The sequence below is a fragment of the Halomonas sp. hl-4 genome (assembly GCF_900215475.1).
Classification (GTDB): domain Bacteria; phylum Pseudomonadota; class Gammaproteobacteria; order Pseudomonadales; family Halomonadaceae; genus Vreelandella.
Genome location: NZ_LT907845.1, coordinates 500,007 through 522,299 on the forward strand (window position 1 = coordinate 500,007; position 22,293 = coordinate 522,299).

The following is a 22,293-nucleotide window of genomic DNA, read 5'->3' on the forward strand; positions in this document are numbered from 1 at the left end:
CCTCGCCGGGAATGACGCAGTGCGCGCTAGTAAAGCGCCTGCTCCTCTTGGACCACTTCGCGCAAAAGCTCCAGAAACAGCTTATCCGCCTCTGAGTGCTCAGCTGGGTCTTCGGGGATATGCACGCTAGTGGTATCGGATATTTGGTTGGCAATTTGCGCCATAACGGCTGGACTGCTGCCTTCGCTAAGCTGTTCGCGGGCAATGACCAGCGATTGTTCAAGAATTTTGGGATCTTGCAGCAGCTTGCGAATAAAACCACGTAGCTCATTAATGATGCGCGTTTTCTGAATTTCTGAAGCGGACATGGGATTCTCCTTAAGATCGCGACGAGCTGAGCGTCAGCCGAGACCACTAAATGCTTTGACCATAGCATTTTTTCCGACAGCGAGCATGGGCGGGTGTGCTCAACTCGTTAAGCGCCCCGCTTTGTGTTTTACCGGGTTGGCGTATTGTGCCAACCAGTATGGGCGTAGCTGTTCAGGGACGTTGGCCAGCCGTGCATTGAAGCGCTCCCGGTCGTCACGGGTAATGGCACGCCGGGCCACCAACTCTGGCTCATCACCCAGTGCTTCAAGCGCAAGATAATGACTGGGAAACAGCCGGTAGCCGCCAATTACCTGTCGGTCTATGTCAGCGGCGACCTCGTCAGGAGTGGCCATGTCGGCGCCAACCGGCGAGCCAAAGCGCAGTTGAACACGCCCCTTGGTGCCGGTAATGCCGGCGACAATGGAGCGAATATCTTCGAATTCGCTTTTCGCGTAGCTGCCTTTGGTGTCGATATCGTAAAGCTCTTGGGCTTTTTGCAGATCGCAGGGGTCGTACTCGTAGCTGATTGAGACCGGCACGAGCTTAAGCTCGGCAATCGCTTCGCCGAACAGTACGTCACGGTTGCTGGTGCGGCTGGCGATAGTCAGCATCTTGATAATGGCAGGGTCAGTCCGGTCAATACCGTTTTTGGCTCGACCTTCCCGCTGTGCCATCCAAATCGAGTGCTGATCCTCGGTGATCGAGTGGCGGATATAGGCTGAGAGTTGCTGATAAGCGGCCAGCATGGCCCGCTTTCCACGTACGCTACGGGGTACAATGAAGCTTTTGTTCAGCCGCATTAGATCGGTGACATAAGGCTTTTTCAATAAGTTGTCGCCAATCGCAATGCGCACGGTATCCCGGTTTGCTTGATAGAGGGCGTAGTTGACGAAGGCTGGGTCAAGCGAAATATCCCGGTGATTACCTATAAATAAATAGGCGCTATCAGCGTCGAGCTTATCTAACCCCTCGACCTCAAAGGCATCAGTGGTCGTGCGAATCATGCGCACCATGTAACTTGCGATGCGCATCTGAAATTCGCGCACGCTAGTGACGTCCTTAACCTCCCGGCGCACCGCGTGGCTGGCAATGGCTCGTGCCAGCGGTGGAGCCCAACGGGCTAAGCGGGGCAGCCGGAAGCGGGTAAGCGCATCAAGCAGCTCGTTATCCCGTGAAAGCTTGGCAAGCACGTTGGCTACTTCATGATCCATGTAAGGGCGAATATCCGCCCAAGGGTCTGATGTCGTCGAGGTAGTTGAAGCGTTATTGTGATGTGTCATGCGATCCGTAGGATTTCAATAATAAAATCAATTGTGTGGGCAGCAGAAAATCGGAACTGTCAGACAGAGTGCTCAAGGGGCTGAAGGTTCCCGTTGTGTCTCACCGCCAAGCCATTCCATTAGGCGAGCGATATCCTCAGACAGGGCGTTCGCCATCAAAATAAAGTCGGTTTCTAACCGGGCCAACGCATCGTCGCCATCATCGGTTTGGTCGGCCTCTTCTATTAGTGCGTCGCCAAAACGCAGCGACTTAAGCGCTAAGTCTTCGTGTAATACCAAGCTTAGGCGACCTTCGATATGTAAAGCGAGTTTACTCGCTTGGCGCCCACTCTCTAATAGCTGTTGGATTTCGTCGCTGTCCAGGTCAACCTGCCGCGCGCGGAGCACGCCATCGTCGCCTTTGGCTTTTAATTCTACCTGATCGCCAAGCTGAAGGTCGGCGGGGCGGCTTGTGGGGTCGCCTAGCCAAGTCGTCATGGCACGCATGGGCAGCGTCTGAGAAGCTAACGGCGTGACACTCAAGGTGCCCAGGGATTCGCGTAGCAGGTCTAGAATGTCTTCCGCCCGTGTGCGCGAACTGGCATTAATGCCGATGAGTTGGCGGCCCGTATCCCACCATAAATCAATTTTTTGGCTGCGAACAAAGGCGCGAGGCAGCAGGTCCTCAGTGACTTGTTCTTTAAGAGCGGTTTTCTCTTTGCGGGTTACTTTGCGGCCTTCGCTTGCTTCAATATTGGCCACCTGCTCGTCGACTTCCTCTTTAACGACAGAAGCGGGTAGCAAGCGTTCTTGGCGTAGCGCCGACAGCAGACGATGGCCTTGGATTTCATGCAGCCGCTGACCACTACCGAGCCGCCCGGCAGGTGCCGTCCAACCAAGACGCCGCGCATCGGCATTGCCTAAGGGCGCCGCCGCGTGCGCATCCAGCGCGTCGTTCAGGGCCGATTGGTCTAGCGCCGGGGCGCTATGTACGCGATATAAGTGCAGGTGTTTGAACCACATGTCGCCTGTCCTGTTTAAAAGGTGGCACATTATGTCGAAAGCAGCGCTTTCCTACCAGCACCGTCACCAAGAGGTTGAATATTGCGAGTGTTTCAAACTTATGTTTGATTGGGGATGGCGCTGGCTCAGTCAAGTTGGTTAGCGGCCATTATCAATAACGTATACACCCTGGGAGGATTTATGTCGGCTGACTTAGTATCGCGTACTCATCTCCGTGTACGTGGGTATCATTTGGATGGCTATGGGCACGTTAACAATGCGCGTTACTTGGAATTTATGGAAGAAGGGCGCTGGGCGTTTTTCGATGCACATCCCGCGCTCATGAAAGAATTGCACGATGCCGGTCGGGCATTTGTCGTGGTTAATTTGAATATTGATTACCGTGCCGCCGCCGTTCAAGGCGACGACTTGGTGATCATGACGGGGATTGTCGATGTGGGCGAGCGTAGTGCGATATGCCATCACCAGATTCGCCAACAGAATGGCCGTTTAGTGGCCCAAGCGGATCTCACCTTTGTGTTGCTGGACGTGCGGGCCAACAAGGCTAGCGCTATTGACGGCAATGTCCGCCAGACGCTTGAGGCTTTAACAGTAGAGAAGGCGGTATTTGCCGATTGAAACGTCTTGACGATGTGACCGGCTGCCCTTGGTGCCAATGCAGTGGTATGATGGGGCAGTATTTGGGCGCCGCTTTGCCGTGCCTTTAAGGCCGTTTTTATAAGCGCTTTCAACTCTCGCAGTGCCAATGCAGTGCAAAGGATCTGACTTTCATGGGTGACATCGCCAGAGAAATCTTGCCCGTCAATATTGAAGACGAGCTCAAACAGTCGTATCTCGACTATGCGATGAGTGTCATTATCGGCCGCGCGCTACCTGATGTGCGTGACGGCCTGAAGCCTGTTCATCGGCGTGTGCTGTTTGCCATGCATGAGCTGAGCAATGACTGGAATAAACCGTATAAGAAGTCGGCGCGTGTCGTCGGTGACGTTATCGGTAAATACCACCCGCACGGCGATAGTGCGGTCTATGACACCATCGTTCGCATGGCGCAGCATTTCTCAATGCGCCACGTGCTGGTCGACGGCCAGGGTAACTTCGGTTCGATCGATGGCGATAATGCAGCGGCCATGCGTTATACCGAAGTGCGTATGTCGCGCCTGGCCCATGAGCTGCTCGCCGATCTTGAAAAAGATACCGTCGACTGGGTAGACAATTACGACGGTACCGAGCGTATTCCTGAGGTGCTGCCCACAAAAGTTCCCAATCTGTTGATTAATGGGTCATCGGGTATCGCTGTGGGCATGGCCACCAACATCCCGCCGCATAATATGCGCGAGGTGATTGATGGCTGCCTGGCTCTGATTGATGACTATACGCTGTCGGTGGATGATTTGATGGAGTATATCCCCGGCCCGGATTTCCCCACAGGCGCTATTATCAATGGCCGCGCGGGTATTCTGTCAGCTTATCGTACCGGGCGGGGACGCATTTATGTGCGCGCTTGCCACACCATCGAGCACCACGATAAAACCGGCCGCGATCACATCATCATTACCGAACTGCCTTATCAGGTGAACAAGGCGCGTTTGATCGAAAAGATCGCCGAATTGGTCAAAGAGAAGAAGATAGAGGGCATCGCCGAACTGCGCGATGAGTCCGATAAAGACGGGCTGCGCGTGGTTATTGAAATTAAACGCGGCGAGTCCGGCGACGTCGTGGTGAATAACCTCTTCGCTCAAACACAGCTACAAAACGTCTTTGGTATCAACATGGTGGCCCTTGAAAATGGCCAGCCTCGCACGTTGAACCTGAAAGAAATGCTCGAAGCGTTTATCCGCCACCGGCGCGAAGTGGTGACTCGGCGTACGCTGTTTGAACTGAAAAAAGCCCGTGAGCGTGGTCATATCTTGGAAGGTTTGGCCGTCGCCATCTCCAATATTGATAAAGTCATTGAGCTCATCAAAGCCTCGCCCAATGCGGCAGAAGCGCGTGAGAAGCTGCTCGCCAAGACATGGCAGCCCGGCCAAGTGACCGCCATGCTGGAGAGAGCCGGTGCAACGTCGTGCAAGCCAGAAGAGCTTGAAGAAGGCTTTGGCCTAAACCCCAGCGCTACTGAGTACCGGTTGTCGCCAGCGCAGGCTCAGGCGATCCTGGAGCTTCGCCTGCATCGTCTTACCGGCCTTGAAACCGAGAAGCTGCTTGATGAATATCTCTCCATCTTGGAAAAAATAGCCGAGTTGACAGAGATTCTTGCCTCGCCAGACCGTCTGATGGAAGTGATTCGTGAAGAGCTGCACGCGGTGCGTGATCAGTTCGGCAACGACCGTCGCACCGAAATTCAGGCCAGTCACCTTGACCTGTCGATGGAAGACTTGATTGCCGAAGAAGACATGGTGGTAACGGTCTCGCGCTCAGGCTATGCCAAAACGCAACCGCTTTCCGATTACCAGGCCCAGCGTCGCGGTGGTCGTGGTAAGTCTGCTACGGCGATGAAAGATGAAGACGTCATCGAGCACCTGCTAGTGGCGTCGACCCATGACACCGTGCTGCTGTTCTCCAACCGCGGCAAGGTGTACTGGCTCAAAGTCTACGAAATGCCCAACGCCAGCCGCGGCTCGCGTGGCAAGCCGCTGGTCAATATGCTGCCGCTCGAGGAAGGCGAGGCGGTCAACGCGATTCTGCCCGTACGCGATTATGATCCTGAACACTACATCTTCTTTGCCACTGCCCAGGGAACGGTTAAACGAACCAGCTTGGAGCAATTCTCGCGTCCGCGCAGTGTTGGCCTGATTGCGATCGACCTTGAAGAGGGCGATCGTCTGGTGGGCGCCGCGATTACCTCGGGGTCTGATCATGCAATGCTGCTGTCGTCCAACGGCAAGGCGATCCGCTTCGAGGAAGGTAACGTTCGCGCCATGGGGCGCACGGCCCGCGGTGTGCGTGGGATGCGTCTGACGGATAACGCTGAAGTGATCAGCCTGATCATCCCCAAGACGCAGCAGATCGACGGCGAAGACGACGCCACCGACGGCGATGTCGAAAGCCCGTCCGAGGGCGGCAATATCTATATTCTCACTGCCAGTGAAAACGGTTATGGCAAGCGCACCCGGCTGGAAGCGTTCCCGCTGCGCGGCCGCGGTGGCCAGGGCGTGATCGCCATGCAGACCAGCGAGCGTAATGGTTCGCTGGTGGCCGCCATGCAGATTTACGACAGCGACGAAATGATGCTGATTACCGATCGCGGCACGTTGGTCCGCACGCGGGTGGAAGAAGTCTCGATCACATCGCGCAATACCCAGGGGGTCATGCTGATCCGCCTCGGTAAAGAAGAGAAGCTGGTCAAGACCGTGCGCGTCGATGAGCCGGAAGAGGCAGAGTTTGAAGCGCTCGAAGAGGCGGAGACAGACGACGCCAATGATAATGACGCACAGGATGACGGAGCCGATGACACGTCGTTATAATTTTTGCGCGGGACCGGCGGCACTGCCTGAGGCGGTGTTGGCGCGGGCCCGTGATGAACTGCTCGATTACCAGGGGCGTGGTTTATCGGTGATGGAGATGAGTCACCGTAGCGACGAGTTTGTTGCGATTGCCGAACGAGCTGAAGCCGATTTGCGCCAGTTGCTGGATATTCCCAGCAACTATAAAGTGCTGTTTCTGCAAGGCGGCGCCAGTCTGCAGTTCGCAATGCTGCCAATGAATCTATTGGGGCCAGGAGGCTGTGGCAACTTTATACAAACCGGTATTTGGGGTAAAAAAGCGCTCAACGAGGCCAAGCGGCTCGGCTTCGATTGTCATGTGGCCGCCAGTAGCGAGGCCAGCGGCCATACCGCCGTGCCAGCGGCCCAGTCGCTGAATGTCAGCCATGATGCGGCGTACCTTCACTATACCGCTAATGAAACGATTGGCGGCCTTGAGTTTGATTACACCCCAAGGGTGCAGCGCAGTGATGGCAGCGCTGTTCCGCTGGTGTGTGATATGTCCTCTAGCATTCTTTCCGGGCCGCTGGATGTCAGTGAGTTCGGCGTGATTTATGCGGGCGCGCAGAAAAACATTGGCCCGGCAGGGTTAACGCTAGTCTTGGTGCGTGATGATTTATTGGGTAAGGCTAAGCCCACCATTCCTTCGCTGTTCGACTATCAGCTTCTTGCCGAAGCGGGGTCTATGGTCAATACACCGCCTACCTATGCTTGGTATTTGGCGGGGTTGGTTTTCCAGTGGCTTAAAGAAGACGTTGGTGGCCTTAAAGCGATGGATGCGATTAACCAACGCAAAGCCCAAAAGCTTTATGCTGCTATCGACGCCAGTGATTTGTATAGCAACCCGATTGCGGTTCATAACCGTTCACGCATGAACGTGCCCTTCGTTTTGGCGGACGCTAAGCTGGATCAGCTGTTTTTAAAAGAGGCAGATGAGGCCGGGCTACTGAATCTGAAAGGCCATCGCAGCGTTGGCGGCATGCGCGCCAGCCTATATAACGCCGTGCCCGAGGAAGCCGTGGACGCATTGATTGCCTTCATGGCAGATTTCGAACAACGAAGGGGCTAATCACCATGTCCGATACGCCGATCAATCTGGACGCGTTGCGCCAGCGTATTGACCAGCTGGATGACGATATCCTGCGTTTGATTAGTGAGCGTGCCGACTGCGCTCAGCAGGTCGCGCATGTCAAGCTTGCCGAGGACGAAGGTGCGGTGTTTTATCGCCCTGAGCGCGAAGCCCAGGTGCTGCGCCGCATTATGTCTTTGAACAAAGGCCCGCTTGATTCTGAAGAAATGGCGCGGCTGTTCCGCGAGATTATGTCGGCCTGCCTGGCACTGGAAAAGCCCATCAAGGTGTCGTATCTGGGGCCTGAAGGCACCTTCACTCAGCAGGCGGCGTTAAAGCACTTTGGTGAAAGTGCCGTTAGTCTCCCCATGGCTGCTATCGATGAAGTATTTCGTGAGGTAGAAGCCGGTGCTGTTAACTACGGTGTCGTGCCGGTTGAGAACTCCACCGAAGGCGTAGTGAACCACACCCTCGATACCTTTATGGAATCTTCCATTCGGATTTGCGGTGAAGTGGTGTTGCGTATTCATCACCACTTGTTGGTTAGTGAAACCACCCGCCGCGATAAAGTCTCGCGTATATACTCTCACCCCCAGTCCTTTGCCCAGTGCCGCAAGTGGCTTGACGCGCACTTTCCACACGCTGAGCGAGTGCCGGTTTCCTCCAATGCCGAAGCGGCAAAACTGGTGAAAACCGAATGGCACAGCGCGGCGATTGCCGGTGATATGGCGGCAAAACTGTATAACTTGGAGCCCGTGGCAGAAAAAATCGAAGACCGTCCGGATAACTCCACACGGTTTTTAATTATCGGCAACCAAGATATTCCCATGTCGGGAGAGGATAAAACGTCGATTGTGGTTGCTATGCGCAACCAGCCAGGCGCGCTTCATGATCTGCTTGAGCCGTTTCATCGCCATCAAATTGATATGACCCGCCTGGAGACGCGTCCGTCGCGTACCGGTGCGTGGAACTACGTCTTTTTTATCGACTTTAAAGGTCATCGCGACGAGCCCCGTGTCGCGGCCGTATTGGAAGAAGTCCAACTCCGTGCCGCTGAGTTGCGCGTGCTGGGCTCCTACCCCCAGGGCGTATTGTGACGCCAGGGGATAATGGGGTGACTGGCGTTAATGAATCGCGAGTATTGATCGTTGGTCTTGGGTTGATAGGTGGCTCACTGGCAGCGGCACTGCGTTCGGCTGGTTTTGAGAGTCAGATAGTCGGCTGCGATCCCAATCCAGATGAAATTGCGCGTGGCGTCGAGATGGGGATAATTGACAGCGGTGGAACCGAGCTTGGCGATCAAGTGGTTGATGCATCATTGATCGTGCTGGCTGTACCGGTGCTGGCAATGGAAACGGTCATGAAAGCGCTTGCCAGTGCTTTACCGCGCGCCGGCGAAAATGTAGTCATTACCGATGTGGGTAGCACCAAGGCGACGATTCGGGCCTGTGCTGAGCGTGTGTTCGGCCGCGTGCCCACTAACATGGTATTGGGTCACCCCATTGCAGGCTCGGAAAAGAGCGGCGTCTTGGCGGCCGACCCAGGCCTCTATCGTCACCATAAAGTGATTTTGACTCCCGAGCCCGATGTTGACCCGGCCGCGTTAGCGCGTGTGCGAACGCTTTGGAAAGCCTGCGGGGCTGAAGTGCTTGAGATGAGCGTTGAGCACCACGACCATGTATTGGCACGCACTAGCCATTTGCCGCACCTGTTGGCTTTTTCATTGGTCGATACGCTGGCACGTCAGGATGATCGGCTGGATATTTTCCGTTATGCCGCCGGTGGCTTTCGTGATTTTACCCGTATTGCCGGTAGCGACCCGGTGATGTGGCGAGATATTTTTATTGCCAATCGCCAGGCAGTGCTAACGTCCTTGGACGAGTTTGAAGCAGGCCTCGCTCGGCTGCGGGATGCCGTTGAGCGTGGCGATAGTGATGCCCTGATCGCGACATTTGATCGGGCCAGTCACGCACGCCATTATTTTGATACGTTATTGAATAAAACCACTTACCAGGCGGAATATCATATGCAACCACAAGGTAAGGTGACTTACCGGGTGCGGCCAGGCGGTCAGGCGCAAGGTCGCCTACGTGTACCCGGTGACAAATCCATGTCGCACCGCTCCATTATGCTTGGCGCGCTTGCTGAGGGTGTCACTGATGTCACGGGGTTTCTAGAGGGTGAAGATAGCCTCGCGACTCTTCAAGCGTTTCGGGAAATGGGCGTGGCCATTGAGGGCCCTCACCAGGGACGCGTTACTATCCATGGCGTTGGTATGCAGGGGCTAAAAGCGCCTTCCGGGCCGCTTTATGTAGGCAACTCAGGCACGGCGATGCGTTTGTTTGCGGGTTTATTGGCTGGTCAGGCCTTTAATACCGAACTGACAGGCGATGAGTCGTTGAACAAGCGCCCGATGGCACGCGTTGCCGACCCGCTGCGATTGATGGGGGCAACGATCGATACCGCAGAAGGCGGACGGCCGCCCTTGAAGATTACCGGCGGCGCCGTTCTGAAGGGCATTTATTACGATATGCCCATGGCCAGTGCCCAGGTGAAGTCCTGCTTATTATTAGCTGGATTATACGCCGAGGGTGAAACCCGCGTTCGAGAACCCGCGCCTACTCGCGACCACACTGAGCGCATGCTTAATGGCTTTGGCTATGCAGTATCGCGCGAAGGCGACACCTGCTGGCTGCAGGGCGGCGGTAAGCTGACAGCAGGCCCGATTGATGTGCCGTCGGATATTTCATCGGCGACATTCTTCTTGGTCGCTGCTGCTATTACGCCGGGGTCTGACATAACGCTTGAGCACGTCGGCATTAACCCGACCCGCATTGGTGTGATCAATATTCTCACCTTAATGGGTGCAAACTTAGCGCTTGAAAACCAGCGCGAAGTGGGGGGTGAGCCCGTTGCGGATATTCGCATTCGCTACTCGCCCCTCACCGGCATTGATATCCCCGTAGACCAAGTGCCACTAGCGATTGACGAATTTCCTGCGTTGTTTATTGCCGCCGCGAATGCCACAGGCACCACCCGGCTGCGCGGAGCAGAAGAGTTACGGGTTAAAGAGTCTGACCGCATCCAGGCAATGGCCGATGGACTCACTATTTTGGGCGTTGAAAACACAGTGGTTGCTGACGGCATCGATATCATTGGCAATGGCAATGATCAAACACCCAGTTACGGCGGTGGTCGGATCAATAGCCTTGGTGATCACCGTATCGCGATGGCCTTTGCCATTGCGGCGCTACGGGCAAGTGACGATATCGTGATCGACGACTGCGCTAATGTCGCCACCTCGTTCCCTGATTTTGTCCCTCTGGCCACACGCGTGGGCATGACGCTTTCAGCGGAGGGCGTATGACCGAGCAGTTCCCTGTGTTGACGATTGATGGTCCCGGTGGTGCGGGTAAAGGCACCATTAGCGGGCTGGTGGCTGACCGTTTGAAATGGCATCTATTAGATAGTGGTGCTCTGTATCGCTTAACCGCGCAGGCGGCTGTTAAGCATCAGGTTGCGCTTGATGATGAAGATGCCCTGGCAACATTGGCGCAATCACTGGATGTCGCCTTTCCAGTTGATGATGGTCAGGCGCGGACGCTTTTGGAAGGAGAGGATGTTAGCCGCGTGATTCGTACTGAAGAGGCTGGTGAGCGCGCCTCTCAGGTGGCCGCGCTGCCCAAAGTTCGTCAGGCGCTATTGCAACGCCAGCGCAACTTTTGCCAAGCACCTGGACTAGTGGCGGATGGCCGCGATATGGGAACGATCGTTTTTCCTAACGCTTCCTTAAAAATATTCTTGACTGCATCGGCCTCCGAGCGGGCCCGCCGTCGCCATCAGCAGTTGCAGGAAGCGGGCGTGGATGCTAGTCTTTCGAGTCTTCTAAAGGAGATTCAGGCGCGCGATGCACGCGATATGCAGCGCAACGTGGCTCCACTCAAGCCGGCAGATGATGCCATTACGCTTGATACCACGTGCCTGAGCATACCGGAAGTGGTTGATCAATTGACCGAGTTGCTTTCCCAGCATGGCTTAGCATCCGGCATTTGACTCTCCCTTGCGGCGTTTTTGGATAGGTGTCACGACATGGCAGGGCGCAATACTCACATCGGTGAGCCCGGTCAGGTCTAACCAGCGCTAACACCCCCAAAAGCAGAGTGACATTAGGCCCGTACTCGCTGGTGGTACGGAGAAGGCATTTATGCCTCAACAACGTTGATCACGTAGGAACACCATGAGCGAAAGCTTTGCTGAACTGTTTGAACAGTCTCTTAACGACATTAACATGGAGCCGGGCGCTATCGTTGCGGCCCAAGTTGTCGATATTGACGGTGACTGGGTTACCGTTAACGCCGGTCTAAAATCGGAAGGTCAGATTCCCGCGTCTCAGTTCCGTGACGAGAATGGCGAACTGAACATTGCCATCGGTGACGATGTGCACGTTGCACTTGAAGCTGTTGAAGATGGCTTTGGTGAAACGCGTCTGTCCCGTGAAAAAGCCAAGCGCGCAGAAGCTTGGAAGATTCTGGAAGCCGCCTTCGAGAAAGATGAAGTTGTCAAAGGCGTGATCAACGGTAAGGTCAAAGGCGGCTTCACTGTCGACGTCGACTCTATCCGTGCCTTCTTGCCAGGCTCTCTGGTTGACGTTCGTCCGGTTCGCGATACCGCGCACCTGGAAAATAAAGAGTTGGACTTTAAAGTCATTAAACTCGATCCGAAGCGCAATAACGTCGTGGTTTCACGCCGTGCGGTTCTGGAAGCAGAAAATAGCGCTGAACGTGAAGCGCTGCTGGCGACACTCCAGGAAGGTCAGCAAATCAAAGGTATCGTTAAGAACCTGACCGATTACGGTGCCTTCGTTGATCTGGGCGGTGTTGATGGCTTGCTGCACATCACTGATATGGCGTGGAAGCGTATCAAGCATCCGTCTGAAATCGTGGCCGTAGGCGACGAAGTCAACGTGAAAGTGCTTAAGTTTGACCGTGAGCGCAACCGCGTTTCGCTGGGTCTTAAGCAGTTGGGCGAAGATCCGTGGGTTAACATTAAAGACCGTTACCCAGAAGGTACCAAAGTGCACGCAGTGGTCACTAATCTGACCGACTACGGCTGCTTTGCTGAACTGGAAGAAGGCGTTGAAGGTTTGGTTCACGTTTCTGAAATGGATTGGACCAACAAAAACATTCATCCGTCCAAAGTAGTGCAAGTGGGCGATGATGTTGACGTCATGGTATTGGATATCGACGAAGAGCGTCGTCGTATTTCTCTGGGTATTAAGCAGTGCACTGCGAACCCGTGGGAAACGTTCAATGCCGAGTACAACAAAGGCGACCGTGTATCAGGTACCATCAAGTCAATCACTGACTTCGGTATCTTTATCGGCCTGGAAGGCGGTATCGACGGGCTGGTTCACTTGTCGGATATTTCCTGGACAGATACTGGCGAAGAAGCGGTTCGTAACTTCAAGAAAGGCGACGAAGCTGAAGCGGTTATTCTGTCTATCGACCCTGAGCGCGAGCGTATCTCCTTAGGTATTAAGCAAATGGATTCCGATCCGGTTGCCGAGTACCTGTCGGTTAACGACAAAGGTAGTATCGTCACGGGCCGTGTAGTTGAAGTGGATGCTAAAGAAGCTCATGTCGAGCTGGCCACTGATGTGGTAGCCGTTCTTAAGGCATCTGAAATCGCCGCTGATCGCGTTGAAGATGCACGTAACGTGCTCAACGAAGGTGACAGTGTTGAAGCGCGCATTGTAAGCGTTGACCGTAAGAGCCGTCAGATTAATCTTTCAGTAAAAGCGAAAGAGCAAGACGACACGCGTCAGAACCTTAAGAAAATACGTGAGCAAGAGCCGGAAACAGGTGGCGCCACCACTATCGGTGACTTGATTAAGCAGCAGATGGGTCAAGACTAATGACGCATTAGTCATGGCTTTGTAAGAGCGCCGCCTTTAAGGCGGCGCTTTTTTTGTCTGTGACTTCCTGGCTTCAGTGACTTATTGATAAAGCCTTTTAAAGTTATTCAATGCTAAGTCAATATTTAAAAAATTTTCGTAATTGACTAAAAATGAACTAGACTGTTGTCAGTTGGCTTTTTTGCAGTAATAATGAATGCGCATTCTGAACTAATGGATACTGGCAATGTCAGTTCGGTATCTTATCTGGTTTGACCTGATGTTAAAGGATTCCCCATGTCACTACTTAATGAATACATCCAAAAAGAACAGCAACTGAAGCAGCTTCAAGAAGATCTTCAGCGCCTTGAGGGTGATCAGCGGCTCAAAAGCGAGCTAGAGTTCAAATCAAAGCTTGAAGCGCTAATGAATGAATTTGGTAAGCGGCCAGCCGATGTGGTGGCGTTACTTGATCCAGCCGCTGATCAGCGTGGTGCGAAATCAACTGGCAGCAATGCTGGTCGCCGTAAGCGCCGTTTGAAGATATACAAAAACCCCCATACAGGTGAGGTTATTGAAACGCGTGGCGGTAACCACAAAGGGCTGCGCAGCTGGAAAGACGAACACGGCGATGAGGCCGTTGAGTCCTGGCTCGTCCGCATGGAAGACTAAGCACTAAGCATCTACAAGCCGGCATTTCTATTGAAGTGCCGGTTTATTTATGGCCCTAAATAATCTCTATTTTCAGTGTGTCAGCGGTACCCTTAGCTCCAAATAATCCGGCTGCCAGAGAACCATAGGTGCATCGCCGCTAATATAGACGTTTTTTGGTTTATGCAGAAGCTCTAGCAGCGTGTTGGTTAATGCGCGTGAAAGCTGTGAAAATTCATGAAAGTAGGTGCTTGCATAATAGCGCGTTGCAATATTTACTCGGCGGTAGGGCGCTGGTAAAGGTATGCTTTTTATATTATGAAGCGTTTCCAGATAAAGTCCGATATCGGTGCGTACTGGATGTGATGTTTGATCGCTGAGTGCGTCTATTTTCTCGCTTAGCAGATCGGGCAGCGAGACGACCGGTGTGGAGTCAGCCAAACGTGCTTGCAGGCCTTCCAACTGATGGCTATGGTAAGTAGTATCCCCTAGGCCTTGTAGGTGTTCAGGCGATTTATACAGCCGCATTAAAACTGCCTGTCGCGCTGGTGTGCGTTCAATACGTGTCGTAAAGCCGTGAGAGGGTATCTGTTGGTGTAGGACGTAGCGCATACCCTGACGATAATTTCGCGGGGATAATTGAAAGTGCCGTTGAAAAGCTCGCGAGAAAGATGAGTGATTTTGGTAGCCACAGCCTATCGCTATTTGCGCTATATTACGTGGAGTAAAGGCTAGTAATACTGCAGCTCGTTCCAAACGCCGTTTTTCTCGATAAGCACTCGGCGAGGTGTGGAAGTAATGGCGGAATTGGCGCCGTACTTGTGAAGCTGAATACCCTAGATTTTGAGCAAGATCATCAATGCTTAATGGCTTTTCAAGTGTGTCCTGCAGCCAGATCTCAGCTCGTGTCATTGCGTTGAACATTATCTGGCCTCCCATGCATGAGTATTACGGCCAGATGCCGGATCTGGCTGTAATGTGCACCCTCCCGGTGCGTTGATGTAGCGGGTGTACTTTCGCATTAGGGCAATGTGACGACGGCTTACTTGGCGCCGTGATAGTTACATTGCAGCTTACTATTACAGTGATTGCAAAATGGGCAACGATACGTAAGCTTTTTTTGCTATGTGCACCGATTTATAACGATGCTCTCTTTATGCTAGTAACAGCCGATGAAGGCAAGTTTGCTTTGCCTTTTTACGCGTTTGGGCACAGTTTTTAGGGAAAATAGCCAAATAAACAGGCGAATCCCATAATCGAAAGGGTGTAAATGAAACATCAATGAAATATCAAAAAGTTCATAAACAGTTGGACGAGCGCGATAAGCTTCGCAAATTTCGTGAATTAGATGATGCGTTTGCGCAAGCGCTACGTCAGCTAGAAGACCCTGGCAGCACGATGGATATTCCTACCGGACCGCCTGTTCGCTCTTTGGAAGCGCTTGAGAAAGAAGACGCGGAAAAGAATGCCCATCTACGCGAGGAGCAGTTTCAGCAGCGTTTTGAAGCCCTGCTGACGGAGTACCATATTGCCCCGCATGACCTACGCCTCCTGATAGAGACATTAATAACGGCTGGGCGTTGGACAGACGGACAGGTGCCTGCCTAAAGTCTTCAAGTCGTGGTTATGAGCGGTAACGATAGACTCGCAGGCTGGGTAAAAAAACGTCAGATTCTAGCTTTTCATCGCGTCGAGTTGCACGTGTTCGCGTGGGCTGAGGATGAGAAGGCGGTGCTTTGATATTAGGTAGCCCAGCGCTAGTGCTGGGAACAAATAGGGGCATTGCGACGTTTAACGCTCGCCTGGTATGGCCATCTGCAAGCGGGTGGGTAAAAAATAGATTGGCTCGCATTAGCGGTGCCTGAGGCTGGACTTGGGCGAGCGGCTCACCGCTAGGCAAACCTGCAAGGCGACGCAGTTGCAGCTTTACATGAGGTGCTTCGGCGTCAAGCTGGAGAAGTTTTTGTTCTGCTTCTCGAACGGTGATGCGTTTAATTGACCGCCCGCTTTGGTACCAGGCAAAGCGTACTTTGCTTACCTCCGCATCTGCGATAGGTAACTGACGCCAGCATTGCTTTAAATGCAGCCGAGCTAGGCCTTCTTTACGTAAAACGCTTTTAACTTCTGGGTGCCGTGTTGTTAGGCGTGCTTTGGCGTCACTCAGCGCCTTCGGTGAGGTGTTTTTGATTTTTTGTAAGCCTGTATGAAAAGCCTCTTTCGCCAAATTAACATTGTGAGCAGCGTCGATAAGCGCATCATTGGCAACCACAATGCCTAGGTAATTGCGTGTTTCCCGGCCGTCCTGCCCCGTTTGGTGCCAGACATCAAACATGGCCGTTCTAAACCATTCAGATGAGGTATCGTTTGTCGGCAATAGTGTCCAGGTAAGCGGACGTTGCTCCTCGTAGCGTTTTGCGAGTACTTCCAATGCTGCCATCAGATTGTCAAAACACCGCTCAAGCTCCTGCATAAGTTGGTAGGCAGGGTAGTGTGGTGCCGTCATGGAGTGGTGACTCTTTGATCGTGGAATGCGCTTTGTAAATAAGCTAAAAGGTCAGGAAAGCGGTGCATCGCGATCTGCCTGGGCTAGAAGGGTGTCGATATCCGCTTCGTCCATGGCGTTTTCACCGGCAATCCGATGAGACTCCTCTGCCCAGGCACCCAAGTCGAGCTGTTGGCATCGCTTACTGCAAAATGGACGATAGGGGCTTTCGTCACTCCACGGAACGGCGCGAGTACACTGGGGGCAAGCAACTTCAAATGGGCTGTCGTTAGCGGGTTGAGGCATAATAAATCCGAAGTGATGTAAAACGTATTAGTGAGTGAGAAACGAAAATAGTTGTGAAGCCAATCATGAAGAAAGGTACGCGCGATAGGCTTGATCAAGGCTAGCGACTTGCTGCTTCATATGCGCAATATCGCGACTATTGTCGATGATGTCATCGGCCCTAGCGCAGCGCTCCTCACGCGACATTTGTGCTTTTAGGATAGCACGCACGTTTGCTTCACTGACACCGTCTCGCTTCAGCGTTCTTGATAGCTGCATGTCGGTGGGAATGTCGATCACCAGGGTACGATCCACTAATGCCGCTTGCCCAGACTCGAACAGTAAAGGCGATACCAGCAGCGCGTAAGGTGAAGGTCCCGCTTCGATGTGCCGTAGCGCTGCAATGAGGCGTTCACGAATGAGTGGATGAGTGAGTTGCTCAAGCCATTGGCGTTGCTCTGGTTCTTCAAAAACAATCTCGCGAAGTGTGGCCCGGTTGAGCGAGCCATCTTCGGCGATCACCTCGGGCCCAAACCGGTTAAGGATGTCGGTGAGGGCGGGCTCGCCGGGCGCGACAACTTCACGGGCGACGTCGTCGGCATCGACCCAACCAATGCCGCGTTCGCCAAAGGCGCGGGCGACCGTCGACTTACCCGAACCGATCCCCCCCGTTAAGCCAATAATCATGGTGTTTATACCTGTGACATGTCATTTGTTTGCGTGATGCTTAACTGACGATATTCAAGTACATTGCTAATACCTCGTTGCCAGCAAGCAGCATAATCCAGCCGGCGAGCGCCAAAAAGGGCCCAAACGGTATAGGCGTGCCGCGGGCTTGGGGAGATGATGCTTGATAGACGATGCCCAATATGGCTCCTAAGCCCGCTGAAAATAGCATGACCAGCGGTAGTGATAACCAACCCAGCCAAGCGCCTAATGCGGCTAATAGTTTAAAGTCACCAAAGCCCATGCCCTCTTTGCCGGTAGTAAGTTTGAATAACCAGTAGAAACTCCAAAGACTTAGATAACCGGCCACGGCGCCGATGACAGCATCGGCCAGGAAAGCAGGCTGAAAGAGCCACTGGTAAAGTAACCCGGCCCACAGTAACGGCAACGTTAGAGCGTCAGGTAGCAGCTGCACTCGCCAGTCGATGACCGCCAGCGCAAGCAGCGTTAAGCAGGCACCATAAAGCCATAGGGCTTGCCAACTGAAGCCATAAAGCACGACAACAGTGATGGCCAGGACACCACCGGCAAACTCAATTAGCGGATACTGTACGCTGATTCTGGCCTGGCAATGCGCGCAGCGCCCGCGTCGCTTAAGCCAGCCGATTAGTGGTAGATTGTCGTGCCAATGAAGAGTGGTTTCACAGCGAGGACACATGGAGCGTGGTTGGGCAAGATTGAATCGCGGCAATGGCTCGTCGCCCAGCGCCAATTGAGCGCGTGCTTCCTGGCGCCATTGCCGCATCAGCATGACGGGCAGTCGAGTGATGACAACGTTAAGAAAACTGCCCAGGCACAACCCCAGCATAAAAATAAGCGGCCAGAACGTTATCGAAAAATACTGCATGACAAGCCTTTGCACTGACCCTTATAGAGCCGAGCCTAAGTTAAAGATGGGTAAGTACATCGACACCACGACACCGCCGACCAAAAGGCCTAGCACCACGATAATGAGCGGTTCCATCAGCGAGGTTAAGGCATCAACCTTGTTGTCGACTTCTTCTTCGTAGTAGTCCGCAACGCGGTTTAGCATGGCATCAAGTGAGCCAGCTTCTTCACCAATACTGACCATTTGTACCGCCAGGGGCGGGAACTGATTGGTCATGCGCATGGCGAAGTGTAGCTGTTGGCCGGTGGCGACGTCATGTCGCGTCTGGGTGACTGCGCGTTCGTAAACCCTGTTGCCGGTGGCACCTGACGCCGTATCAAGTCCCTCGACTAATGGCACGCCAGAAGCAAACGTCGTCGCCAGGGTTCTGGCAAAACGGGCGACTGCCGATTTATGCAAAATGTCGCCGACAATGGGCAGGCGCAGTATAACGCTGTGTGCTCGGTAAGCAATGCGCGGGGAGCGCTTAATCGACTGTTTTAGCAGTAATACGCCTGCTAGGACGGCCCCCAGTGCGTGTAGCCAAAATCGCTGGGCAAGATCGGATAGGTTGACGGTCATTTGCGTCAAGGCGGGTAGCTCCGCGCCAAAGCTGTCAAACATGCTATCGAACTCGGGCACTACCTTAACCAGTAACAGCAAAGTGACCCCTACACCGATAAGCAACACGGCGGAAGGGTACCACAAGGCCTTTTTAACGCGGCTCTTCAGCGATTCGACTTTTTCTTTATAGGTGGCTATTCGGTCTAGCATCTGGTCCAGCGCACCGGCTTGCTCACCTGCTTCTACCAAGTTCACAAACAGCCGATCAAAATATTTAGGATGGCGGCGTAGCGCATCGGAGAAACTGGCACCCGCGGAAATATCGCTCATCATTTGCTGTACCAGCGCCACCATCGCCGGTTTTTTTAGACTTTCGGCCACCACCTGCAACGCCTGCAAAAGCGGAATGCCGGCGCGAATCATGGTCGCCATTTGACGAGCAAACACCATGATATCTTGCGGATTGATGCGCCCGCGCCCGCTGAGGCCAGTTTTTTTGCGTAGTCGACGCACGCTGATCTGTTGATTCGCCAGCTCGCTTGCCACATCCGCCTTGCTGCGGCCAATGATTTCTCCGCTCAGTGTACGATTTTGTGGTCCTGTGCCTTCCCATTTCCAACGATAAAGTTGAACGGTCGGCTGGCGTCGAGCGCGGGGCGCCTTGGCCATGATTTACTCCTTGCTGATGCGGTTAACTTCCTCAAGGCTGGTAATCCCTTGCATCACTTTTAAAAGGCCGCTGCGATGCAAGCTAGGATACCCTTCGCGACGAGCCAACTGGTCAATATCGAGGGCATTGGCTTCGCGCATAATCAACTGACGCATCGCATCGGTAATGGGGACCACTTCATAAACGCCAACGCGTCCTTTGTAGCCTTGGGTGCACTGTTTACAGCCCACCGGACGATAGAGAGTAGCTTGCTGAATTTCCTGTTGATTAAAGCCTTCGCGCCGAAGGGTTTCATGGGGAATATCAGCGGGTGCTTTGCAATGAGGACAAAGCTTGCGCGCCAGACGTTGTGCGATAATTAAGCTGACCGCACTGGCAATATTGAAGGAGGACACCCCCATATTGGATAAGCGAGTCAAGGTCTCGGCAGCCGAGTTAGTATGTACGGTGGACAGAACCAGGTGGCCGGTTTGGGCGGCTTTGACCGAAATCTCAGCGGTTTCTAAATCGCGTATTTCACCCACCATGACCACGTCGGGATCCTGGCGCAAGAATGCCCTTAACGCGCTGGCAAAATCCAGACCTATTTTCGGCAGCACGTTGACCTGGTTAACGCCAGGGACTTTGATTTCTACAGGATCTTCGGCAGTGCAGATATTGCGTTCTACCTGGTTGAGCATATTGATGCCGGTATATAGCGATACGGTTTTACCACTGCCCGTTGGACCCGTCACCAGGATCATCCCTTGTGGCTGTGCTAACGCCCGCTCGTAGTAGCCACGCTGGTCATCAGTGAAACCAAGCTGCTCAATACCCAGTTGTGTGGCGGTAGGGTCTAGAATCCTCAACACCAGCTTTTCGCCATACACGGTGGGTAGAGAGTTAACCCTAAAATCGAGAGAACGGGTGCGTGACAGTTTCAGTTTAATGGCCCCGTCCTGGGGCAGTCGACGTTCGGAAATATCCAGCCGCGCCATGATTTTCAAGCGCGCGGCAATGCGGTTACGCATGGCAAAAGGAGGGCGCGCCACTTCAATTAACATGCCGTCAATCCGGAAGCGAACGCGGTATTGGGTTTCATAGGGCTCAAAGTGGATATCCGACGCGCCTCGGCGAATGGCATCCAATAATAATTTGTTGACGAATTTAACGATCGGCGCATCGTCGCTATTTTGGGGTGCCTCTTCAAGTGGAGCGTCATCCCCCGCGCCCTGAACGACATTTAAAGAGCTGACGGCATCATCGACGTCGTCAAGCTCTTCCAGCATGCTGCGCTCGTTTTGTGTTAGGTATTGATTTAGCGCCGTGGTGAGTTGGTCAACGGGGGCCAGCACCCCTTCAACACTTAGACCGGTGGCAAATTGCAACTCATCCAGTTGGGTGAGTGTTGCTGGGTAGGGGACGGCAACGGTGAGCCGGTGGCCATGACGCGCCAGCGGCAAAACGGTTAAATGTTGCAGCACTTTGACGGGATATTCCGCGGCCGGTGGTAGCGATGATAAACGCACTGCATTGAGATCAATCACCGGCAGCCCGTACTCCCAGCCAGCGGCGACTGCTGCCTGCTTAGAGTCGACTAGGCCGCTATCCACCACGTGTTGTAGCAGTGAAATGTCTAAATCAAAGGCCGTCGCCTCGGCGGTGGCCGCCTGAGACTCAGTGAGCAAGTCATGCTTGACCAAACGCTGGGCAATACCCCGAAGCCCGCCCCTGGCGGCGGCATGGCTTAAAGTGGACTCGACATTAGATTCGCTCATGCGGGACTCATTAGTGAATAGCGCTGTAGGGTACTTTTACCATACTTGGCCCCGCACGGCAGTAACATGGCTTAAGTCGATAAGCTCAAGAAAAGCATATAACGGTCGATAATGTTCATACGTTAGGGTTAATGCGCAGCGTTGATAAATAACAGACTGTAAGTTAATGTCATTAAGCCTTCACCCCATTGTGGTGCCCAGCGCCGACGCTGAGTACGATTCCCCAAGGAGACGTCTCCATGCAGCATTCTGCACAACCGGCAGTAGGTAACAAAAAACAGGGCGGTTTTACGCTGATTGAGCTGATGATCGTGGTGGCGATTATCGGCGTACTGGCGTCCATCGCCGTGCCGCAATATCAGAACTACACCGCCCGTGCCCAGGCAAGCGAAGGACTGTCGGTGACAGCTGGAGTGCGAGCAGATATCGCAGAGCAGTATTCACTGCGGGGTGAAATGCCCGACGATGATGATATTGATACAGATGATGTTACTGGCCGTTATGTTGATGAAGTAACGTACGACAACCCCAATATAGAAGTTGAGTTTGGGGAGAATAGCTCGCTTGATGGTGAATTGATGGTCATCACACCTATTGCCGATGATGGTGCTGATGATTCTGAGGACCCCAGCAATGGATGGGTTTGTTCTTGGGATGATGAAGATACACAAGAGAATCTGCTACCTGCTGGCTGTCGCGAAGATTAAAACAACCTTGATTTTGAATATGGGGCCTTTGTTGGCCCCTTTTAGATAGTGACGTTCAAATACGTCCTAAGAGGGATAAACGGTGAAGGGAACCCAGCGTGGCTTTACGCTTATTGAACTGATGATTGTGGTGGCCATCATCGGCGTATTGGCTTCTATCGCCATTCCGCAGTACCAGAACTACACGGCTCGGGCCCAGGTCTCCGAGGCGCTTAATGTACTCAGCGGCGTAAAGAGCGAGCTTGGCGAGCGCTATGCCATGGAGGGGAGTTTTGGTCAGGACAATTCGCTAGGCGATGAGTCTCTGGTTAGCCACACCCAGTATATCCAATCCATTGACTATTACGCCGCCGAGGGCGGCGAAGGCGTTGATATTGGCATTCGCATGCGCAATGAAGCGCCGGTCTCCCAGGCCATTCGCAATACGCGTTTCAGGATTGAAGTGCGCGCAAGCGAAGGGGCGATCACCTGGCGCTGTATGCCTGCTGAGCAACAGCCAATGGGGGACCAATACCTGCCTGGAAGCTGCCGCTCATAAGACATAAAAGCCG

21 protein-coding genes are annotated in these 22,293 nt (G+C 53.5%); 11 read left to right on the forward strand and 10 right to left on the reverse strand.

All coding sequences use genetic code 11. From position 1 onward, the window contains the following. Window positions 1-26 precede the first annotated feature (26 nt). From CPH17_RS02530 to CPH17_RS02540, 3 genes are all read right to left on the reverse strand, one after another. Window positions 27-308, reverse strand: a complete 282-nt coding sequence (locus tag CPH17_RS02530) for a hypothetical protein (protein WP_074396468.1) — start codon at window positions 306-308, stop codon at window positions 27-29. Window positions 309-407: 99 nt separating this feature from the next. Next, window positions 408-1,589: a 1-acyl-sn-glycerol-3-phosphate acyltransferase gene (locus tag CPH17_RS02535; RefSeq protein ID WP_096298196.1), complete on the reverse strand. Its 1,182-nt coding sequence runs from the start codon at window positions 1,587-1,589 to the stop codon at window positions 408-410. A 72-nt stretch (window positions 1,590-1,661) separates the two neighbouring features. Continuing rightward, window positions 1,662-2,591 (reverse strand): recombination-associated protein RdgC, encoded by a 930-nt coding sequence (locus CPH17_RS02540; RefSeq protein WP_096298198.1) that lies wholly within the window; start codon window positions 2,589-2,591, stop codon window positions 1,662-1,664. Between the two features lie 180 nt (window positions 2,592-2,771). Between CPH17_RS02540 and CPH17_RS02545 the strand changes: the two genes are divergently transcribed. From CPH17_RS02545 to CPH17_RS02580, 8 genes are all read left to right on the forward strand, one after another. Beyond that, window positions 2,772-3,209 (forward strand): acyl-CoA thioesterase, encoded by a 438-nt coding sequence (locus CPH17_RS02545; protein WP_096300880.1) that lies wholly within the window; start codon window positions 2,772-2,774, stop codon window positions 3,207-3,209. A gap of 152 nt (window positions 3,210-3,361) precedes the next feature. Beyond that, entirely contained in the window at window positions 3,362-6,052 is a 2,691-nt protein-coding gene (gyrA, locus tag CPH17_RS02550; RefSeq protein ID WP_096298200.1) for a DNA gyrase subunit A, read from the forward strand. Then, window positions 6,036-7,139 (forward strand): 3-phosphoserine/phosphohydroxythreonine transaminase, encoded by a 1,104-nt coding sequence (gene serC, locus CPH17_RS02555; protein WP_074396464.1) that lies wholly within the window; start codon window positions 6,036-6,038, stop codon window positions 7,137-7,139. Before gyrA ends, serC begins: the two co-directional genes overlap by 17 nt. Window positions 7,140-7,144: 5 nt before the next feature. Beyond that, window positions 7,145-8,236 (forward strand): prephenate dehydratase, encoded by a 1,092-nt coding sequence (pheA, locus tag CPH17_RS02560; RefSeq protein ID WP_074396463.1) that lies wholly within the window; start codon window positions 7,145-7,147, stop codon window positions 8,234-8,236. After that, on the forward strand, window positions 8,233-10,506 hold the full coding sequence (locus CPH17_RS02565) for a bifunctional prephenate dehydrogenase/3-phosphoshikimate 1-carboxyvinyltransferase (protein ID WP_074396462.1): 2,274 nt from the start codon (window positions 8,233-8,235) through the stop codon (window positions 10,504-10,506). The genes pheA and CPH17_RS02565 overlap by 4 nt, the downstream gene beginning before the upstream one ends. Continuing rightward, window positions 10,503-11,192: a (d)CMP kinase gene (cmk, locus tag CPH17_RS02570; protein WP_074396461.1), complete on the forward strand. Its 690-nt coding sequence runs from the start codon at window positions 10,503-10,505 to the stop codon at window positions 11,190-11,192. Before CPH17_RS02565 ends, cmk begins: the two co-directional genes overlap by 4 nt. A gap of 184 nt (window positions 11,193-11,376) precedes the next feature. Next, window positions 11,377-13,053: a 30S ribosomal protein S1 gene (gene rpsA / locus CPH17_RS02575; protein ID WP_074396460.1), complete on the forward strand. Its 1,677-nt coding sequence runs from the start codon at window positions 11,377-11,379 to the stop codon at window positions 13,051-13,053. 276 nt (window positions 13,054-13,329) lie between these two features. Next, window positions 13,330-13,704 (forward strand): histone-like nucleoid-structuring protein, MvaT/MvaU family, encoded by a 375-nt coding sequence (locus CPH17_RS02580; RefSeq protein ID WP_074396459.1) that lies wholly within the window; start codon window positions 13,330-13,332, stop codon window positions 13,702-13,704. 72 nt (window positions 13,705-13,776) lie between these two features. Here the strand turns inward: CPH17_RS02580 and CPH17_RS02585 are convergent, their stop codons facing one another. Continuing rightward, window positions 13,777-14,607 (reverse strand): helix-turn-helix domain-containing protein, encoded by an 831-nt coding sequence (locus CPH17_RS02585; RefSeq protein WP_096298202.1) that lies wholly within the window; start codon window positions 14,605-14,607, stop codon window positions 13,777-13,779. A 357-nt stretch (window positions 14,608-14,964) separates the two neighbouring features. Between CPH17_RS02585 and CPH17_RS02590 the strand changes: the two genes are divergently transcribed. Further along, window positions 14,965-15,291 (forward strand): hypothetical protein, encoded by a 327-nt coding sequence (locus tag CPH17_RS02590; RefSeq protein ID WP_074396457.1) that lies wholly within the window; start codon window positions 14,965-14,967, stop codon window positions 15,289-15,291. A gap of 16 nt (window positions 15,292-15,307) precedes the next feature. On the opposite strand, the gene CPH17_RS02595 is transcribed toward CPH17_RS02590, so the two are convergent. From CPH17_RS02595 to pilB, 6 genes are all read right to left on the reverse strand, one after another. Then, entirely contained in the window at window positions 15,308-16,186 is an 879-nt protein-coding gene (locus tag CPH17_RS02595) for a DNA replication terminus site-binding protein (protein WP_096298204.1), read from the reverse strand. A gap of 51 nt (window positions 16,187-16,237) precedes the next feature. Next, entirely contained in the window at window positions 16,238-16,471 is a 234-nt protein-coding gene (yacG, locus tag CPH17_RS02600; RefSeq protein WP_074396455.1) for a DNA gyrase inhibitor YacG, read from the reverse strand. A 63-nt stretch (window positions 16,472-16,534) separates the two neighbouring features. After that, window positions 16,535-17,137, reverse strand: a complete 603-nt coding sequence (gene coaE / locus CPH17_RS02605; protein WP_074396454.1) for a dephospho-CoA kinase — start codon at window positions 17,135-17,137, stop codon at window positions 16,535-16,537. A 40-nt stretch (window positions 17,138-17,177) separates the two neighbouring features. Continuing rightward, window positions 17,178-18,023, reverse strand: coding sequence for a prepilin peptidase (locus CPH17_RS02610; RefSeq protein WP_096298206.1), 846 nt, complete (start codon window positions 18,021-18,023; stop codon window positions 17,178-17,180). Between the two features lie 21 nt (window positions 18,024-18,044). Then, a complete protein-coding gene (locus tag CPH17_RS02615) occupies window positions 18,045-19,277 on the reverse strand; it encodes a type II secretion system F family protein (RefSeq protein WP_096298208.1) in 1,233 nt (410 codons plus the stop codon). 3 nt (window positions 19,278-19,280) lie between these two features. Continuing rightward, complete coding sequence (gene pilB / locus CPH17_RS02620; protein ID WP_096298210.1) at window positions 19,281-21,035, reverse strand: type IV-A pilus assembly ATPase PilB; 1,755 nt, start codon at window positions 21,033-21,035, stop codon at window positions 19,281-19,283. Between the two features lie 239 nt (window positions 21,036-21,274). Between pilB and CPH17_RS20350 the strand changes: the two genes are divergently transcribed. Then, window positions 21,275-21,742 (forward strand): pilin, encoded by a 468-nt coding sequence (locus CPH17_RS20350; RefSeq protein WP_096298212.1) that lies wholly within the window; start codon window positions 21,275-21,277, stop codon window positions 21,740-21,742. 121 nt (window positions 21,743-21,863) lie between these two features. Next, window positions 21,864-22,280 carry a pilin gene (locus CPH17_RS20355; protein WP_096300881.1) on the forward strand — a complete coding sequence of 139 codons (417 nt, stop codon included), beginning with the start codon at window positions 21,864-21,866 and terminating at the stop codon, window positions 22,278-22,280. Window positions 22,281-22,293 lie beyond the last annotated feature (13 nt).